Raw genomic sequence first — 17,572 nt, 5'->3', positions numbered from 1 at the left:
TGCCCCATATATTTGGCTTCTTGGTGTTATTATGGATATTAAACTAATATCAAAAAAGAAAAATATTGAAGAAAGAAAACAATTATTAAGTGAATTGCATGCATCTAAAAGTGTCATTGTCGAAAAAGACGAAGAGCTAGTATGCCCTATGTGCGATAGTAAAAACATAATTAAAGATTATGAAAAGGCAGAAATCGTATGCGAAGATTGTGGATGTGTTTTACAGGACAATTTATTTGATGTTGGTCCAGAATGGAGAGCATTTGACCACGAACAAAGGGTTAAGAGAAGTAGGGTAGGAGCTCCAATGACATACACAATCCATGATAAAGGATTATCCACAGTGATAGATTGGAGAAATAAAGATAGCTACGGGAAGGACATTTCGGCCGATAAAAGGGCACAATTATATAGATTAAGGAAATGGCAAAGAAGAATTAGGGTATCAGATGCGTCGGAACGAAATTTAGCATTTGCATTGTCGGAATTAGATAGAATTGCTTCAAAATTAGGATTACCTAGAAATGTTAGGGAAAATGCTGCGGTTTTATACCGGGGAGCTGTGGAAAAAGGACTAATTAGGGGAAGGAGTATTGAAGGAGTAGCTGCGGCTGCATTATATGCAGCATGTAGAAGATGTAAAGTCCCAAGAACGCTGGACGAAATTGCAGAAATGTCCAGAGTAGATAGGAAAGAAATAGGTAGGACATACAGATTTATATCCCGAGAATTAAAAATAAGGTTGGCCCCAACAAGCCCAATTGATTATGTGCCAAGATTTGCATCCGAACTAAAATTACCAGGGGAAGTTGAATCAAAAGCCATATCCATACTTCAAAAAGCAGGCGATAAAGGATTAACCAGTGGGAGGGGACCAACAGGGGTTGCAGCTGCTGCCATATATATTGCAAGTGTTTTACATGGAACAAGAAAGACCCAAAGAGAAGTCGCAGATGTTGCAGGGGTTACCGAAGTCACCATAAGGAACAGATATAAAGAATTAACCGAACATTTAGATATTGATGTAACATTATAAACCCATATATACAATAATTCATATGGTAGTGATAATATGGGACTATTTGATAAATCAAAAAAACCAACATCCAGAACATTAAATAAAAGTAAAGTAAGTAAAGTAGGAGCTCCCAAAGATACTAAAAATAAAATAACTTCCCTGCAAAAAAATACAGCTCAAAATTCAATAGGCAAAACAGATTCAACTGCAAAATATATGGGCGATGAATCTTATGGGGAAAAGGAAATTATTGATAGTTATGAAGTAACTGTTGATGGAGCTCCATTTGATATAGTTCTTGAAAAAATTAATGGCGTCATATATTATGCCGTGCCCGAAATGGACTCATTAGATAAAATATGGGATAAATTCTCAATAGAAATATTAGATAATCTAAAAAACGAACTTAGTAGTAAAATTTTCGAAGATATAAAAAATCTAAGGGAATATTTAAGCGAATTTTGTGAAAGATATAATATAATATTGAAAAAAGAGGAAATTGAATCACTATCCAAATATTATTATTTATCATTGGGAAAACTTGGATTGATAGAAATACCATTGCATGATAGTAATTTAGAGGAATTAATGGTAAATGGAAATAGTGCCCCTACATTTGTTGCACATAGAAAATATGATATGTGTGAAACCCATATGAAATTAGATAATAATGAATTAATGAGGGTTGTTGAAGGCATTGCTATGCTGGCAAATAGAACCATTGATTCAAGAACTCCAATGTTAGATGCTTTTTTACCGGATGGTAGTAGGGTAAATGCTACAACACCAGATGTAACATTAAATGGAGTTACCCTGACAATACGTAAATTCTCAGAAGACCCGTTAACTATTGTAGATTTAATAAAGTTTGGGACATTTAATATAGAGCTTGCTGCATTTTTATGGCAAGCTGTTGAAGGTTATTTTGGTTCAAAGCCCGCAAATACGCTGATTGCAGGAGGTACTGGTTCAGGTAAAACTACTACCCTTAATGTCGTTTCACTATTTTCAATGTATACCGATAGAATTATAACTGTTGAAGATACGCCCGAGTTACAAATTCCACATAAACATGTTGTTAAAATGATAACCCGACCTGCAAGACCAGGTATTGAAGGATATGAAGTTACAATGAATGATTTAATTAAAAACACTTTAAGAATGAGGCCCGATAGAATATTTGTAGGAGAAGTTAGGGGCCCAGAGGCCCAATCATTATTAACTGCAATGAATACAGGGCATGACGGTTGTTCTGGAACACTTCACGCAAACAGTGCCGATGAGGCCATTTCTAGATTAATTAATCCTCCGATGTCAGTTCCCAAAATTATGGTTGGAGCATTGGATTTTATTATAAACCAGCAAAGAATTAAAAGAAATAGAAAAACCATTAGAAGGATATTAAGTATAATGGAAATAGGGGGAGAAGGAGAGAACATAACCAAAACTGAATTGTTTAAATATGACGGTATGAATGACGAGATTGTTAAAACTGGTATATGTATGTGGGAAGAAGAAGTTTGTAGAATTGCAGGTATTGACAGAACCGAATTAATAAAAGATAGGATAGATAGGGAAGAAGTATTGAAATATATGATTAATAATAATATTAACGGCATAAAAAATGTTGGAAAAATTATATTGAGTTATCAAGAAAATCCGGAAAAAGTTATGAGCAAGATTGGATAGTTGGTGGTTAATATGGCACAAGCTAAAAAAGATAGCACACTTAAAATATTTGTCAATAATTTATTATATAAATTAGGGTTTAAAAAAAGAAAAAGCATATCTGCCACATCAACACCAATTAAAGGGATTAGGGTATTAAAAAAACTATTCGAAGAAGGTGAATTGGAATTTTACGAATCATACGAGGATGGAAAAATTGTAAAAAATATTGAAGAAATAATCCCCTCTGATAGTTTTCTATCAAAATCCTCTGAATCCTTAGTAGAAACAGTTAATAAAACTTCATTTTTACCATCTAAACGAGATTATCAATATATTGGCGTTAGTGATTTAAATGGCTATTTTTTAAAAACCCTTATTAAATCCTTTGGTTTTGGCGTATTATTTTTGATGATTCAGTTAGTCGATGGGGATGTAATATATGCCATAACTCAAAGTATTGTTGTATTTTTATTATTTTTAATTGGGGGCATATTTTATCCAAAAATAAAATTAATGTTATTTAAAGGAGAAGTGAAATTACAAATAATGATGGCAATGTTACATATGGTTTCAATGTTAAACTCTGGTGCATCACTTCAAGAATGTATAAAAAATATAGGCTCGAATTCAGATTATGGGATAGTATCTTTTGAGTTTAAAAATGTTATATATGATATTGTGAGAGGAGGATATAATTTTAAAGAATCTCTTGAACGAGCTAAAAATAGGACAGGCATTTCGTTGATGGAAAAATTATATGCTCAATTAATAACTGCTTCAAATCAAGGTAAAGGTCAATTATTGTTGCAAAATTTATATGGCGAAATTATTAGAGAAACCATGTCTACATTAGACAATTCTAAATTTCAAATTGGAAATTTAGGAAACCTCGTATTTGGAACTGGATTAATACTACCATTTTCAGGTATGCTTCAATCTGCATTGACCGGGGGAGGGGGTTTTGATGGAATCAATAATACTATTGATTTAGTTTTAACTAAAATAGGACCAATATCTACAATTATGTTTGCAATATTTGTTAAAATAAAAATAGAGTAATATATATTGGTCATACTCCCCCATATACTCATATTCTTATTTGGTGAAAATATGGATTTAAAACAAATTTACAGCTACACCATATCCCGTAATATATTTATATTGAGAAAATCAGGGATTAAAACCAATGCAAAATTATATATTGGATTAACCATTTTTGGTTCGATTATTATCCCACTATTATTTAATCATTTTATGCATTTAAATATTAAAACTACATTTATATTGTTTTTAGTTTATCTGGGTGTTTTCCTAAGTATTCCTTCCATTATATATGAAGGAAAAATTGAAAAGTTTGAAAAAAATATACCTAAGGCATTATATGTAATGACGCTATCGCTTGATTCTGGTCGTTCCGTCACAGAAGCTATTGAAGAAGTTATAAATGCAGGAGTTAATGGAGTAGACAAAGAATTTATGAAAATATTGTATTTAATTATAGAAAAAAAATATAGTTTTGAAGATGCTATGACCACCATAACAGAAAATTCAGATTCTATGGTATTTAGACAGATTGGTAGGTTAATAATAGAAAATAGGAAACAAGGCGGAGAGCTCGCTTCAACCCTTAGAACACTTGCAAAAACTCTTGAAGATTTAATGAATATTAAACAGCAATTATTAAGTACAACTGCAAATGGTCTTGTTGTTGGTTTAGTTATTTTATGTGGAGTTATTCCTGCCACAGCTGGTTTAATTGGAGGATATTTAACAGTATTATCTACAATGTCACCAAATATGCCTGCTCCGAGTCCCGAGCAAATAGCAAAATGCTACGAATTAATACAGCTAGGAACTGGTATTTTTGGATTATTATTTTCCATTCCATTATTTGGATTAAATTTAAGTAGAATGATTATTACCTGTGCCATATGTATGACTGGCGGGATTGTTGTGTTTTATGGTATTTCAATGGGTTCGGGATTTTTATTTTCATAACAGATTCGGAGCTCCGAAGAAGTCCTTCAAAAAATATAACTATAAATTCATAATATTAAATCATTTATTTTTTTATTTAAATTTATAATGCGATTTATTGACGGATGATTTTCATTTGTATTTTTCTTAAATTTATCAATAACATCATTAATCCTTACTATCTTTATCCCCGATATAAGGTTATCAGCATGTGCCACTATTTGTTCCTCCAATGTATTTTGTAGGTAATCCTTTGGCGGAAGGTTTAATTCAATTGCTTCATTTTTTGGAATTCCTGCACCAATATGAGTTTCAGCGATTCGAATTATTTTGTCATTATAATTGTATTTTTTCAATATTTTCGCACCCTCAACACCATGGGATATGCTGTGAGTTTTACTTCTACCTATATCATGTAATAGGGCCCCCAAAATAATTAAGTCCAAATCAACAGATATATCATTTTTCTGTTTTATTTTCGATGCAATTTCATAGGCATATAAAGATACCGTCAAACAGTGCATAATTACATTGTTATCACATGATGAATGCAATAACTCATAAGATTCGATAAATTTAAATTTAAATGACCTTGAAAATATATATTTCAAGTATTTATCATAGTATTCTTTATAAAAACAAGGATTATTGAAATTAATTTTATAAATAATATTTAATTTATCTATAATATCCGATTCTAAAAAAAAATCATTATTTCCAGGCATAATAATCATCCAACATATAAATCTAAATGAATTGGGACATAGGTCAAAAAATTAAGAAAATAAAGGATTGAGGGCTAATTCTTCCTCAATTATTTTTATTTGATTTTTAATCATTAATATATCATTTTTATTATTGTATTCTTTTAAAACTCCATTGCATTGCGAACATCTAAATCCATAATCTATTGCTTCGTCGAAAGAATATTTGAATTCACATCTTGGACAATAAAAAAATAAAGTATTTTCTTCAACCTCCAATTGTTCTTTAAGGTCGATTAACAGTTGTTCCATCCTTTTTTTAACGACCCCCGGTAATTTTGTAAATGTTGCCCTCCATGTGTAGCTATACCAGTTTGTTTCTTCATCTTTTTCCCTATTATAATCTACAAGCCGAGCGTCATATAATTTATAAAGTAATTTTCTTACAGTGTTTAATTTTAAATCCAATTGTCTTGAAATTTCATCGTCTGTAACTTCTGTCAGTTCGGTGAGGGCTTCTAATACATTAAATCCATTAATATCGTCACCCAATATCTCCAATAATACTTGTTGGATGATTGGATTATTTAACATATCGTATACATCTTCTTTTGTCATATTCATAATTAACCACCATCTTTGAAATATTATTTATTATTGTGTCGTTAATGACGGATGCTTTAATAATTGTTGTCGCTAGTGGCTCATTTTTCTCTATTATAGCTCCATATTTTGGTATATCACATATTCTAATGTCACCAAATTTTTCTTTGGAAAATTTATGGGATTGTAAAACTTGATTTATATGTTTGAGATTTTGTGAATTATTTTGGGCTCCGATATAACTTATTACTTTTTGTTTTGCAAACAATATTTTTTTCAAATATTGATTATTTGGATTTATTAATCTTGGTAATTCAGGGGAGCTCCTTTTATTAACTCCCCCATATTTAATAATCAAATCCATTAAATTTTTATTTGAAGATAGTTCTATTGTTTCAAATGTCCCCAATATTCTTGGATTTATCTCAATTATAACTGGAACATTGTCCTTAACCATAAAATCAATTCCATTCATACCAGATAAATCAAATGAAGACATTATATCCTTAAATGAGTCAATGCACTTATTGACATTATCGATGTTGTTAATTTTATATGGGGTTATATTCCCAACATACATATTGTTATTAATCAATTGTTTATTGAAACATAGAAAATTTGAACCAATAAATGAAGCACTATAACTACTTGAAAATATTTTTTCCTGAACTACAACAGGATATTGTAAGTTTAAATTATCAATTGCATCGTGGACATCGCAATCGAGATTATCCAAACTTAGAGAATGAACCCCAGTCCCCCCACTTCCATAAACGGTTTTTATAATTATATAATTTAGAGTATATAAATATTTCTCAATTTGTTTTGAATTATATGCAACATATGTTGCAGGGATATCATATCCTAAATTTTCCAATTTTTTGGATGTATTATATTTATTACTAACGGTTTTAATTTTTTTTGGTGTGTTGCCTATAACATCCCAATCTGGTGTTTTTGAATTTGCATTTTCAAATATTCCTGATGCTATAACCACATGGTCAATATGGTAATTATTAATTATATTTTCCGCCATATTTAAAAGTTTTTTTTCGTCATAGTGGTCATAAAAATGTCCATGATTATTATCATCTACAATATACTCCTTTACATCTGCATTTAAATCCATTGGATTATAATATGATGCCGAATAAACTGTATGCCCTAATTTTTTCGCGGAATTTGCAATCGGTCGAGTATTAACTCCAACTACCAATATATTCATAAAATCACTGAAAACTATTGTTTAAAAAATAGAAATATTATAGTTTGTTCAAAAATTGTGTTCATCATAGGTCAAAAGATTAATGAAAATATGCTTAAAATATCCATAATGAGTTCCCGAACAAACCATAAAAATAAAAAGATAAAAAAATCTCAAAATTTTACTTATTCGTGTATGTTATTTCAATTCATTTCTTAACTCCCCTAATGTGGAGCTCCGCTCTGCGAAAGCATCATGCCTATGGATACTTTCTTTATTGACTTGTCTTACCAATACTTCTGTATCATCTGGAAGATAGTTAAACTCTCCAACAACTCTTCTTATCATTTCTCTTGCACAATCTTCAACAAATTTTGGATTTTTATGTGCTTCCTCTACGACATATCCTTCATCAACTCGTTTTAAAAGCTCATATACTTCCCCACTCATTGATTTTTTAATAATATTTATAATTTTAGAAATGCCCACTTCATAACCATCAGGCACTTCAATCATAATTGTTCCAATTCCTCTTTGGTTATGGGTGGCTATTGAGACAGAATCCAGTATATTTTTAATATCTTCATCAGAAAATCCTTTTTCTTTTAATTTTTTAATGGCTTTTTCTTTTAAAAGATTTTGAGCACAAGGACATGCTGTGATACCTACAACCTCAGCCCCCACCATTTTTTTAATTATTATATTGTTATTCCCATCCTTTGTACCATGAGCTTTCGACATAATTTTACAAATTTCTTGGGAGCTCCGCTTAGTGATGGGGGATTCTTCCTCCATCATATATTCTCCATACATTAAAACTTCTGCCCTTGTCGCATATTCGTGTTTTTCGAACAATTTTTTTATAATGTCCACAGAAAGTTCTTCAATTCCATATACTTCATTATCGACCATAGATTCTATAATTTCTTCAATTACTTCTGGACTTCTTGACATATGTATTCCCTTTTGGGAGCTTGGTAAATCTACAAAAACTTCAAAAGTTGGAAGCAATATTATGGGTCTTTTTGATTCCCTTGTAATTTTAATTAGTTTTTTTAAATTTGTAATTCCTACCCTTGTTAATGATACCTTTACATCAGGTTCCGTTGCTTGAACATCACAAAACATTATTTCACCGATAATTATTAAAAATATATTTACACCATATTACACATATAATCCTATTTAACTATATATGTCATTGACCATATAACTATTACATTAACATTGATTTAATTAAAAAAATATATAGATAAACATTATAAATTTTCTTCCTCGGGTATCAAAACATCTTTTAATTCTTTGGACAATATATAATATACATTACTTCCAGAACGGTCTTTGTAAATATATCCCATTTCATATATGTCCGATAAATGTGTTCCAATTGTTCCAGGAGAATTATTTAGTATTTTAGCCAGTTCTGTGACAGTTGATTTTCCACCTGATTCAGCCAGTGCTTTTATTATTTTCGATTGTGCAGGCGTTAAATGATTTAATATTTGATGCCCTATACTAATACCCAATTTTTTCATAGCTGTTTTAACAATATTTTCGTCTATCTCTGTTAATCCTTTTTTTAGACCTATTGATATTGATTCAGAGCAAGTCATAATTATTCTTCGGGGAATTCCATCGCATTCTTCAACAATTGTGTTAATGGCATTTTCCGTGAATGGGTCATAACCATTTGCCTTTACTGTTTGAGCATCTTTTAACCGCCTTAATATTAAATCATAAGCCTCTTCCTTAGATAAAGGTGGCATATTTATAATTTTGGGGAATCTATCCCTCATAGCAGGAGAAACCTTTGTCAAATTTTCCATAAGTGTTGGAGAACCTGCAAAAAATGACAATATTCCTTCATCATATAAAAATGAATGAAAAAATTGCAATAATCCCAAACAACTTTTTTTGGCAAATTGGTCGGCCTCATCTATTAATATAATACATAATTTACCTTCTTCTTTTACATTATTTAATAAATAATCCAAATCCCTTTCTATTTTCTCCCTCGGATAATGAACGGGCGTTTTATCAGAAAAAGACTCCAATCTACGATATATATCAATTATTTTTTGAGAATGTTCCATATAATCAGTAGATAATGTTCCATCCATTGCAAATATATTATCCCTAATAATACCATACATCAAATGTATTAAAAATTGCCTTGGAGTTACCTGGGAAGCCTCTAACTCAACAGTCCAGTGATTTTGTCTTTTTGCAGCATAATAAATTACATTTAATAAAGAACTTTTGCCTATACCTTTTGTTCCCACTATTGCTGCATTTGATATACTGCCATATTGGGCTGCCCCCAATATATCTGCAATTTCAATTAATTCAGTAGTCCTACCTACAAAAAACTTAGTATTACCCCGTATGGGCTTTTCGGAGAAGGGGTTGGTTTTTAACTTCAATTTATTCATAGATTTTTTTGTTATTGAAGAAGCATTTTGTATAAATTCTATTGGGTCTATCATAATACCACCAGTATAGTCAATCATGAAATATATGACATAGAGGGTCAAATCATCTAAAAAATATTTATTGAATATTATTGAATATTATTGAATATTTTTGCAAATAAACGACAGATACTGCTTATTTAATAATGAATATTTATGCAGGGTGTTCTGCGATTGACTATAATAAAGTATAATATCTTACACACCCCCTATTTTTATAGTTTTCGGTATTTCTAATTGATTATTTTCTAAACGATAGAAAACCCGAAAACCATTAATTTTTCTAAGTAATTGTTGTATATATATTTATATTAATAAATAAATTTTTAAATGTATAATTATTATCAAAATTATGTTCATTTTTAAAATATTGTGAATCAAAGATAATATTATAAATATCTTGTGAATCAATTTATAATTTATAAATTATCTCCCTTAGAATTGCTTAAAAAAGATATAAAAAAAACTTTAATAAAATTTTAAAAGTATATAAACTATCACTATGGCAATAAAGTTTTTTTGAATTGACTTTTTAGTATATATACTAAAATATAACCCGTGAATTCATTAAATAAAATAATATAGACTATGAATCACTTTATAATATTATATATAACAAATATATAACAAATATATAACAATAATAACACATATTTATCTCCAAAATAATAAAAAAACAGCATATAACAAATATATGATAATAAATAATAATGATAAACATTATATACTATCAGAGATATTATAATAAATTAGCTTAGAAAAATCGTAAAATGAATCAAAACTTAAAATATATTTAAAAATACCATATGATTGAGATATACCATAATACAAATCATACGACGCATATAATTAAATATAAAGGTGAAAATATGGAAAATATAATAAATCAAAGCATAGCAACGCCGATTAGAAAATTGATTTTACATTTTGTGTTAATTCGTGGCACAACTTACCCCAAACAGATAACCGAAAACCTAAAAATATCAAAGGGACTCCCATCTCAATTTTTAAGACTATGTACTGCTTTAAATATTGTAAAAAGAAGTAGAAGTGGACATAAAGTACTATACTCAATAACTGTTAAAGGAATGTCTATTTTAAAGCGATTATCGCCCGAAATTTTTGACCGTAGCTTTTCGGGTCTTTTCGGGTCTTTACCGAAAAAGAAATATGGAACTAAGTATTACCCAGTCAATAGAATAGGTTTAGAAATAAAAGAATCTGTTGATTATGTAGGCGGAAAACAGTATAGCTTCTACGATAGTGAAGGAGATCTAATATCTAATGTGTATAGGTCAAATGAAGGTGCATGGTGGTGTACATCTTGCCAGTCGAGGGCATGCAGACACATAAACTATCTTAAAAATTACTACGAAGAGCTGAAAAAGTAGTAATTCGGGTTTTCGGGTCTGATATATGTATAGGGGTTGGGAAGTGTATATGGAAATGTTGTTTTAAAATTATTCCTAAAAAATTATTGGGCTAAAAAGGCTTATTTTTTTGTTTAGCTTTGGCCATGTATCTATTATTTACTATGGACAATTAACACTGTTTTTTAATAAAAATTATCTGTTTTTTATTTAATTATTTCAATTTAATTATAGTTTAATCAATATATTATTAAAAATATATATTATATATATTATATATACATAATAAGAGTAATAATATAATATAATAATAAAAAGTTGTGATAATTTTTTTCTTATAACTTTGGACATATATTTTTATTTTCTATATATATATCGCACTCGAAAACCCGAAAACATATTAAGAAAAGTGTTTATATATGTATTTTCTTATTGTATGATTTTGAAACCTAATAGTAAAAATTAAGTTGTGTCATAACTATGCACAAAACATACTTAGTAATAATTTATTAAAAATAGTTGTTATTCGGGTAAAATCAACCTAATCCGAAAACCCGAAACCTACTATTTGAGTATTTTCGGAGCTCCGTGTTATTTCTCGTTAAAATTTGACTATTTGCATTATGAAAAACAGTAAAATATAGGTCGTTATATGGCAAATTGTCAAGGTAATCAAATAATATTTCTTTATTTATGCTTAATTTATATAAAAAAGTTCTAGACGGCCTACCAATCCTATTATTTATTCTTCTTTTGGTAATTATACCCATATCTACCAATTCTTTTAAATAGGCATATATTGTAGGTATTTTTAAATCCAATAATTGTTCAATATCATTTATTTTAAATTTTTTAATATTGCAAATTATATTTATAATTTTTTGATATTTACTTGGAACTATAATCGGGAGTATTTTTAACCATGGCACTTTTAAATCTCTTAGGGTTTTTAATTCCCTCTTTGATTTTAATAATAATATATCTATAATGTTAGTGTTTCCATTGGATATATTTAATAAATATTTTGCCACAGTTGTAGAAATAAATCTTCCTTTTAATTTTGCATAATATTTTACTATTGCTATATCATTTATTTTCGAGTTTTCGAATAATGTGCTTAAATTCTGTTTTGATTCAACTGGGCATTTTATTACTATGCTTATTCCGTTGGTATGGAGATAATCTATAAATCTTTTAAAGCCCATTGGATAATTCCATTTAGATATATTATGAACTTCAAATACCAATATAGGATTTAATACTTTTAAAAGCACTATTATTTTAGTTAGTGCCTTTTTAATTTCGTTTTTTTCGATATTATTAAATATGTCCCCTATAAATCTATACCATGCTTTTTTTGCACGATAATAATTTTTATTTTTGGCATCAAAATATTTTTTATTAATATAATTCATAATATTGATTTGTATTTCACTGTTTTTTGTGCTATCAAATAACACCATTTTATCTTTTATAATATATAATAGTCTTTTCAATGTTTTTTTTAATGATGGAGTAGCAAGTGTTCTTATAATTGGTATGGTATCCACTATTTTAATATTTCCGATGTCGTCCAATTCAAGAATATCTTCTCTATCTGTGGGCATTATCCAAATATCATTTGTTAAAAAATCTTTTGCTACACTATCAATTATATCCATATTATCTCTCTAATAGAGCTCCCAAATTTATAATCCTATCTCAAATTTATTTTATATTATTGTATATGTTAATTATATTCATATTTATATTATTCTATATTTTCCATTTCTTGGTTCGTCAATTTCTCCTTTTATTTTTAATTTTTTAAGTATATTTTCTACCTCTGTTTCTTCTTTTATCCCTATTTTTTCCGCTTCTTCCATGATGTCCTCACTTAATACCAATTCTTTTTCAGTTTTTTCAGATATTTTTTTAATGATGTTATATATTTCTTTCATTTTGTCGGTTTCCTTTGTAGATTGTCCAGTTATTTTTCCTACATCAATCATTCCAGTTTCTGGGTCATAGGCAATTTCTTTTAAGGCTTCGTTTATTATTCTTATGGCTTCTTGCGCATCTTCTTTTTCTACAACATCCTTTAATTTTGCTTTTGCATGTGCTTCGGCTATTCTTATTGTGGCCTCCAATTGTCGTGCCGTGATTTGCATGGAGCTTTTTCGCATGTCTATATAATATTCTACCAACATGTCTTCGGCTTCTTTTGATATTATTGGCTGTTTTCCCCTGGCATATATTATATATTTTAAAATAAATTCTTCTGTTAATTCTATGTCATTTATTACAACTTTATTTTTTCGTTTATTGGTATTTTGATCTTCCTCTAAATATTTTTTATGTATTCCTATTATGTGTTGGGCTATTTCTTTATCCTTTGTTCTATTTACTTCATCTTTTATTGGAAATATAATATCAAACCTACTCAACATGGGGGCAGGTATGTTAATCTGTTCAGGTATGGATACATTTGGGTCAAATTTTCCCCATCTTGGATTACATGCTGCAATAATGGCACATTCCGCAGGTAATTTTGTGTTTATTCCTCCTTTGTTGATGTGGATTGTTTGGGATTCCATTGCTTCTAAAACAAAACTTTGAAGGTCTCTATTGACAGTTAGCTCATCAATACAGGCAGTTCCTAAATTGGCCTTTACCAATAATCCTGGTTTGATTACCCATGTATCGTCTCCTATTTCAGTTCTTTCCCTAACTACTGCGGCCGTTAAACCTACACCCGATGCAGTAGTTACAGAACCATATACATTCCCAGGGAGCTCCGCAATTTTTCTTAACATAACACTTTTTCCAATTCCTGGGTCTGTGATTAATAATATATGGCTGTCTGCTCTTTTATTTCCTTTTTTAACTCCCTTTATTTGCTGTAAAAATATTGCCTTTTTTATGGTTTCATATCCTTTTATCTCAGGAATTAATTCATTTGATAGAATATTTATTATGTCTGGATGAGTTGCCACTTTTTCTATTTTTTCAATATCTTCTTCATTTACCTTATTTTCCATCTGATTTTCTATCAATTCACAACTTATTCCTTTAACACAGATGTCATATATTGGTAATTTTTTGCTACTTTGGTATTTTATGGGTATTCCTATTACATTTACTCTTCCGCAATATATTCCCTTTGAATTTTCCAAAAATACAGTTATGTATTTTGGGGGTTCCTCTGGGTCATCCATTAAATCAAGGGGCTGTTGAATTTTTAGTTCTTGAAAATCGGCATATTCTGATTCTCCTTCTATTAATTTCATTATTCCATTACATTTTTTACAGGTTTTTGAATCATAATTAAATTCATAGGGGTTGTCAATATCTAATGATATTGGAGGATTGCCACAACTTGAACATTGATATACTGCTTTTTTTAATATTGACTTTATTTTTGTTGCCAATACTATAATTCCTTCAAATTCTATTAACTTACCTATTGTGCTACTTTTAATATCTTTAATGGTTAATTTTTTATTTTTATATGTTTTAAATATATTTGGAATATTTTTAATATATATGTGAGTCGTATAAGCAGGTTGTTCTGTTTTCAGTGCAAAATAGGCCTCCTTATAGCATTCCGCCAATATTTCTATGCCCTCGGGAGGGTTATTTATCAAATATTCTATAAAATCTACCACTCCATAATTATATAGTTTATCTAAATCTACCGTTATATTTTCATTTTCAAATACTATATCGTCTTGATGCATATTTTTAAGATAGGCAACAATATATGGTTTTAATTCTTCAATTTTGTTGTTGTCCATATTATCCCTTAAATTATATTATATGTTTTAACTACTGTTGTTTTATGGGAGTCCCCTAATTACAATAATATTTTATTAAATTTTTTCAATGTTATATTTTTTTACTCCATTTTTCTAAATAATGTTTAAAATCATAATTTTGAGTATTGCTATTATTACTATTATTATGTCCATTTATGTTCAATTTTGGAATATTTATATCCATAGTTATATTATTTGCATTTTTACAAAATTCTTCATAGTCTATTTCAACTTCTGGCATAAGTCCCCTTTTATTCTGTATGGCTTTTCCAACGCCGATAACTTCTAATCCTATATTTTCTCCTATTTCTTTTACTTTTTCAAATATTTCAAAATTATATATTTTATTTAATATCATTCCTTTTACATTTACACCCATTTCTTTTAATAATGAATAATATGCCAAACTTTCTACAAATGCTCCTTCTATGCCACTTTTATTACATGCCGATACAATATATGTGGGAGCTCCCAATGTTTTCGAGATTTCGGCACCGCTATAATTTTTTTTATTTAATGCTCCTGTGAAAGCCCCCATTACGCCCTCTATAATATAATATTCATAGTCTGAATTATTTACAAAGTTCATAAATTCCTCAACTTCACACCATCCTCTATCTGCAATTTTTATGCTGTTGTATTTTGTCATTTCTTCTCTCAATATATATAGTGATGGAACAATATCTCGCACATCAGGACCTATTTTTGCAACAAATGTTTTTTTATTTAGCTTTGACACAATGCTGGTGATTAAAAATGTTTTTCCACTATCTGAGCCAGTTGCCAGTAATATTAGTCCTTTTTTACTGTTTAGGTTTTTATTATCATTAGTATTTTTGTTATTATTATTTTCATTTTTATATTTGTTATTATATATTATTGATTTTGCCTTTAATTTATTTTTTATTTCTTTATTTTTTTTAAATATGTTATTTTGTTCTATTTCATCTATTTTTAAATAATTAAATAAATTTTCTCGTATATTTTTATTATCTAAAAAGTTATGTACCATTGTTCCAATTATGTTATTACAATATACTCCTGATAATATATCTTTACCTCCAGTCATTTTATAGTTCAATTTTTGGATTGAGGAGTATGTTAATGGTTTTGTTTTTTTATTTGTAATTTTTATATCTCCGTATGTATGGCAATGAAAACCAGTTCCGCTATTATTTTCAAATATTTCGCTTTCAACTATGTTAAATTTTACTCTATCGGTGCATATCAAGGGCGAAAATTCTACTCCCAATAAATTTAATCCCTCTTTTACTATTGGGACAGGACTTTTTCTACCAATATCTATTTTTTCACACAGTATTTGGAATCCACTACATATTCCTAAAATAATATTGTCAAATTCTATAATTTGTTTTTTTAAATCATCTGTTAATGAACCACTTTCAACTAAACTACCCCCCGGCATTATAAGCATATCAAGGTCATTAATTATTTTTACATTATTTTCATCAATTATTTTTGTAGGTAAATTTCCGAAATTTTCAAAACAGGGTAGAGCTCCTTTTATATCTAATATCCCGATTTCCATTATATCGCCCGCGGTATTTTTCAGCATTTGCAACTGTTCATATAGATAAATTATATATTATATAGGTCATTTATATTTTATAATATATCTAATATAATGTTGATAAATGTCTCTGGTGTATGGCATAATAATATAATTGATATCAGATTAATAGTATATTTGTGGTTATATGGATGTTGTTGATAAAATAAAAATAAGTATATTTGTAATGTTTAGTTTAATAATGGCATATGCTGGGCTTATGGCATATTTTGAAGGATTAAATACATTGGACGCCATATATTATTCAATAACCACAATTACAACGGTTGGTTTTGGGGATTTTGTTCCAATAACTTCGAACGGTAAGATTATTACTGCAATATATGTTCTATTAGGTGTTAGTATTGGATTATATACTCTCGGTAATTTTGCCGACTTTTTTATTGGGGGTTATTTTCAAAAAACAAAGCAGTTGAAAATTATGGATAAAAAAATAAGTAAATTAAAAAATCATTATATTATATGTGGATATGGTAAAAGTGGAAGGGTTGTTGTAGATAAATTTGAAAAAGAAGGGATTGAATATGTCGTGATAGATAATAATATAGATACATTGGAGAACGAACTATCAAATAATCCTAATTTTAAATATATTGTAGGCGATGCCACTCATGATGAAATATTATATAATGCAAAAATAAATGATGCAAAAGGACTTATTTCATCAGTTTCAAATGATTCTGATAATGTATATATTGTATTATCATCAAGAAGAATAAATCCTGATTTATATATTGTAGCAAAGGCAGATGAGCAAGTTGCTATGGATAAACTTCTTATTGCAGGGGCAGATAAAGTTGTTTCTCCTTATGTAATTGGCGGTTTAAGAATGGCTGAATTGGCAGTAAAGCCAGGAATATTAGATTTTGTTTCAACATTTATGTCCATAGCAAAATATGAATATGATGAAGATTTAGAGATACGAAAAATAATAGTTGAAGATGGCTCGGAGCTCCACAATAATACAATATTAAATACAAATATCCGACAAAAAAGTGGTGCTACAATTATTGGAATTAAGAAAGAAAATAATTTAATAACAAATCCTCCGGCAGATATTGTTCTGGATTCAGATGATATATTATATGCATTTGGAACAAAAGAACAACTTGATAGTTTGGAAAATCTTGCCAAAAAACAAAAAAAACAATAATATTACTTTTTTA

Annotated in this window: 14 protein-coding genes; 6 read left to right on the top strand and 8 right to left on the bottom strand. The window is 28.8% G+C overall.

Annotated features, from left to right (window positions below; genetic code table 11):
• Positions 1 to 31: 31 nt before the first annotated feature.
• The 4 genes from MAEO_RS05850 to MAEO_RS05835 are packed head-to-tail and all read left to right on the top strand — an operon-like array spanning position 32 to position 4,687.
• Complete coding sequence (locus MAEO_RS05850; protein WP_011973864.1) at positions 32 to 1,036, top strand: transcription initiation factor IIB; 1,005 nt, start codon at positions 32 to 34, stop codon at positions 1,034 to 1,036.
• Between the two features lie 36 nt (positions 1,037 to 1,072).
• Complete coding sequence (locus MAEO_RS05845) at positions 1,073 to 2,707, top strand: CpaF family protein (RefSeq protein ID WP_011973863.1); 1,635 nt, start codon at positions 1,073 to 1,075, stop codon at positions 2,705 to 2,707.
• A 12-nt stretch (positions 2,708 to 2,719) separates the two neighbouring features.
• Positions 2,720 to 3,748 carry a type II secretion system F family protein gene (locus tag MAEO_RS05840; RefSeq protein ID WP_011973862.1) on the top strand — a complete coding sequence of 343 codons (1,029 nt, stop codon included), beginning with the start codon at positions 2,720 to 2,722 and terminating at the stop codon, positions 3,746 to 3,748.
• A gap of 51 nt (positions 3,749 to 3,799) precedes the next feature.
• On the top strand, positions 3,800 to 4,687 hold the full coding sequence (locus MAEO_RS05835; RefSeq protein ID WP_011973861.1) for a type II secretion system F family protein: 888 nt from the start codon (positions 3,800 to 3,802) through the stop codon (positions 4,685 to 4,687).
• Between the two features lie 47 nt (positions 4,688 to 4,734).
• On the opposite strand, the gene MAEO_RS05830 is transcribed toward MAEO_RS05835, so the two are convergent.
• The 5 genes from MAEO_RS05830 to MAEO_RS05810 all read right to left on the bottom strand — a co-directional run bounded on the left by MAEO_RS05830 (position 4,735) and on the right by MAEO_RS05810 (position 9,663).
• A complete protein-coding gene (locus MAEO_RS05830) occupies positions 4,735 to 5,268 on the bottom strand; it encodes a TIGR00295 family protein (protein ID WP_269593223.1) in 534 nt (177 codons plus the stop codon).
• Between the two features lie 174 nt (positions 5,269 to 5,442).
• Entirely contained in the window at positions 5,443 to 5,994 is a 552-nt protein-coding gene (tfe, locus tag MAEO_RS05825; RefSeq protein ID WP_011973859.1) for a transcription factor E, read from the bottom strand.
• Positions 5,954 to 7,198, bottom strand: coding sequence for an ATP-grasp domain-containing protein (locus tag MAEO_RS05820; protein WP_011973858.1), 1,245 nt, complete (start codon positions 7,196 to 7,198; stop codon positions 5,954 to 5,956). Before MAEO_RS05820 ends, tfe begins: the two co-directional genes overlap by 41 nt.
• A 177-nt stretch (positions 7,199 to 7,375) precedes the next feature.
• Positions 7,376 to 8,305 carry a GTP cyclohydrolase MptA gene (mptA, locus tag MAEO_RS05815; protein ID WP_011973857.1) on the bottom strand — a complete coding sequence of 310 codons (930 nt, stop codon included), beginning with the start codon at positions 8,303 to 8,305 and terminating at the stop codon, positions 7,376 to 7,378.
• Positions 8,306 to 8,436: 131 nt separating this feature from the next.
• Entirely contained in the window at positions 8,437 to 9,663 is a 1,227-nt protein-coding gene (locus tag MAEO_RS05810) for an ArsR family transcriptional regulator (protein ID WP_011973856.1), read from the bottom strand.
• 854 nt (positions 9,664 to 10,517) lie between these two features.
• Between MAEO_RS05810 and MAEO_RS05805 the strand changes: the two genes are divergently transcribed.
• Complete coding sequence (locus MAEO_RS05805) at positions 10,518 to 11,039, top strand: helix-turn-helix domain-containing protein (protein WP_011973855.1); 522 nt, start codon at positions 10,518 to 10,520, stop codon at positions 11,037 to 11,039.
• 515 nt (positions 11,040 to 11,554) lie between these two features.
• On the opposite strand, the gene MAEO_RS05800 is transcribed toward MAEO_RS05805, so the two are convergent.
• The 3 genes from MAEO_RS05800 to MAEO_RS05790 all read right to left on the bottom strand — a co-directional run bounded on the left by MAEO_RS05800 (position 11,555) and on the right by MAEO_RS05790 (position 16,364).
• Positions 11,555 to 12,679 (bottom strand): hypothetical protein, encoded by a 1,125-nt coding sequence (locus MAEO_RS05800; protein WP_011973854.1) that lies wholly within the window; start codon positions 12,677 to 12,679, stop codon positions 11,555 to 11,557.
• A gap of 84 nt (positions 12,680 to 12,763) precedes the next feature.
• Positions 12,764 to 14,794, bottom strand: coding sequence for an ATP-binding protein (locus MAEO_RS05795; RefSeq protein WP_011973853.1), 2,031 nt, complete (start codon positions 14,792 to 14,794; stop codon positions 12,764 to 12,766).
• Between the two features lie 91 nt (positions 14,795 to 14,885).
• The gene (locus MAEO_RS05790) at positions 14,886 to 16,364 is read right to left on the bottom strand and encodes an AAA family ATPase (RefSeq protein WP_048062393.1); all 1,479 of its coding nucleotides are present in this window, start codon (positions 16,362 to 16,364) and stop codon (positions 14,886 to 14,888) included.
• Positions 16,365 to 16,533: 169 nt separating this feature from the next.
• Here MAEO_RS05790 and MAEO_RS05785 point away from each other — a divergent pair, with 169 nt between their 5' ends.
• Positions 16,534 to 17,559, top strand: coding sequence for a potassium channel family protein (locus MAEO_RS05785; RefSeq protein ID WP_011973851.1), 1,026 nt, complete (start codon positions 16,534 to 16,536; stop codon positions 17,557 to 17,559).
• Positions 17,560 to 17,572: the final 13 nt, after the last annotated feature.

This window comes from Methanococcus aeolicus Nankai-3 (assembly GCF_000017185.1).
GTDB classification, from domain to species: Archaea; AGJL01; Methanococci; order Methanococcales; family Methanococcaceae; genus Methanofervidicoccus; species Methanofervidicoccus aeolicus.
This window is presented reverse-complemented; position numbering and strand designations above follow the sequence as displayed.

What these genes read in the sequence shown, in the direction of transcription:
- MAEO_RS05835 (WP_011973861.1), top strand. Translation starts at nt 3,800, where the DNA reads ATGGATTTAAAACAAATTTACAGCTACACCATATCCCGTAATATATTT.
- MAEO_RS05795 (WP_011973853.1), bottom strand. Translation starts at nt 14,794, where the DNA reads ATGGACAACAACAAAATTGAAGAATTAAAACCATATATTGTTGCCTAT.
- MAEO_RS05850 (WP_011973864.1), top strand. Translation starts at nt 32, where the DNA reads ATGGATATTAAACTAATATCAAAAAAGAAAAATATTGAAGAAAGAAAA.
- MAEO_RS05785 (WP_011973851.1), top strand. Translation starts at nt 16,534, where the DNA reads ATGGATGTTGTTGATAAAATAAAAATAAGTATATTTGTAATGTTTAGT.
- MAEO_RS05840 (WP_011973862.1), top strand. Translation starts at nt 2,720, where the DNA reads ATGGCACAAGCTAAAAAAGATAGCACACTTAAAATATTTGTCAATAAT.
- MAEO_RS05845 (WP_011973863.1), top strand. Translation starts at nt 1,073, where the DNA reads ATGGGACTATTTGATAAATCAAAAAAACCAACATCCAGAACATTAAAT.
- tfe (WP_011973859.1), bottom strand. Translation starts at nt 5,994, where the DNA reads ATGAATATGACAAAAGAAGATGTATACGATATGTTAAATAATCCAATC.
- MAEO_RS05820 (WP_011973858.1), bottom strand. Translation starts at nt 7,198, where the DNA reads ATGAATATATTGGTAGTTGGAGTTAATACTCGACCGATTGCAAATTCC.
- MAEO_RS05805 (WP_011973855.1), top strand. Translation starts at nt 10,518, where the DNA reads ATGGAAAATATAATAAATCAAAGCATAGCAACGCCGATTAGAAAATTG.
- MAEO_RS05790 (WP_048062393.1), bottom strand. Translation starts at nt 16,364, where the DNA reads ATGGAAATCGGGATATTAGATATAAAAGGAGCTCTACCCTGTTTTGAA.
- MAEO_RS05800 (WP_011973854.1), bottom strand. Translation starts at nt 12,679, where the DNA reads ATGGATATAATTGATAGTGTAGCAAAAGATTTTTTAACAAATGATATT.
- MAEO_RS05810 (WP_011973856.1), bottom strand. Translation starts at nt 9,663, where the DNA reads ATGATAGACCCAATAGAATTTATACAAAATGCTTCTTCAATAACAAAA.
- mptA (WP_011973857.1), bottom strand. Translation starts at nt 8,305, where the DNA reads ATGTTTTGTGATGTTCAAGCAACGGAACCTGATGTAAAGGTATCATTA.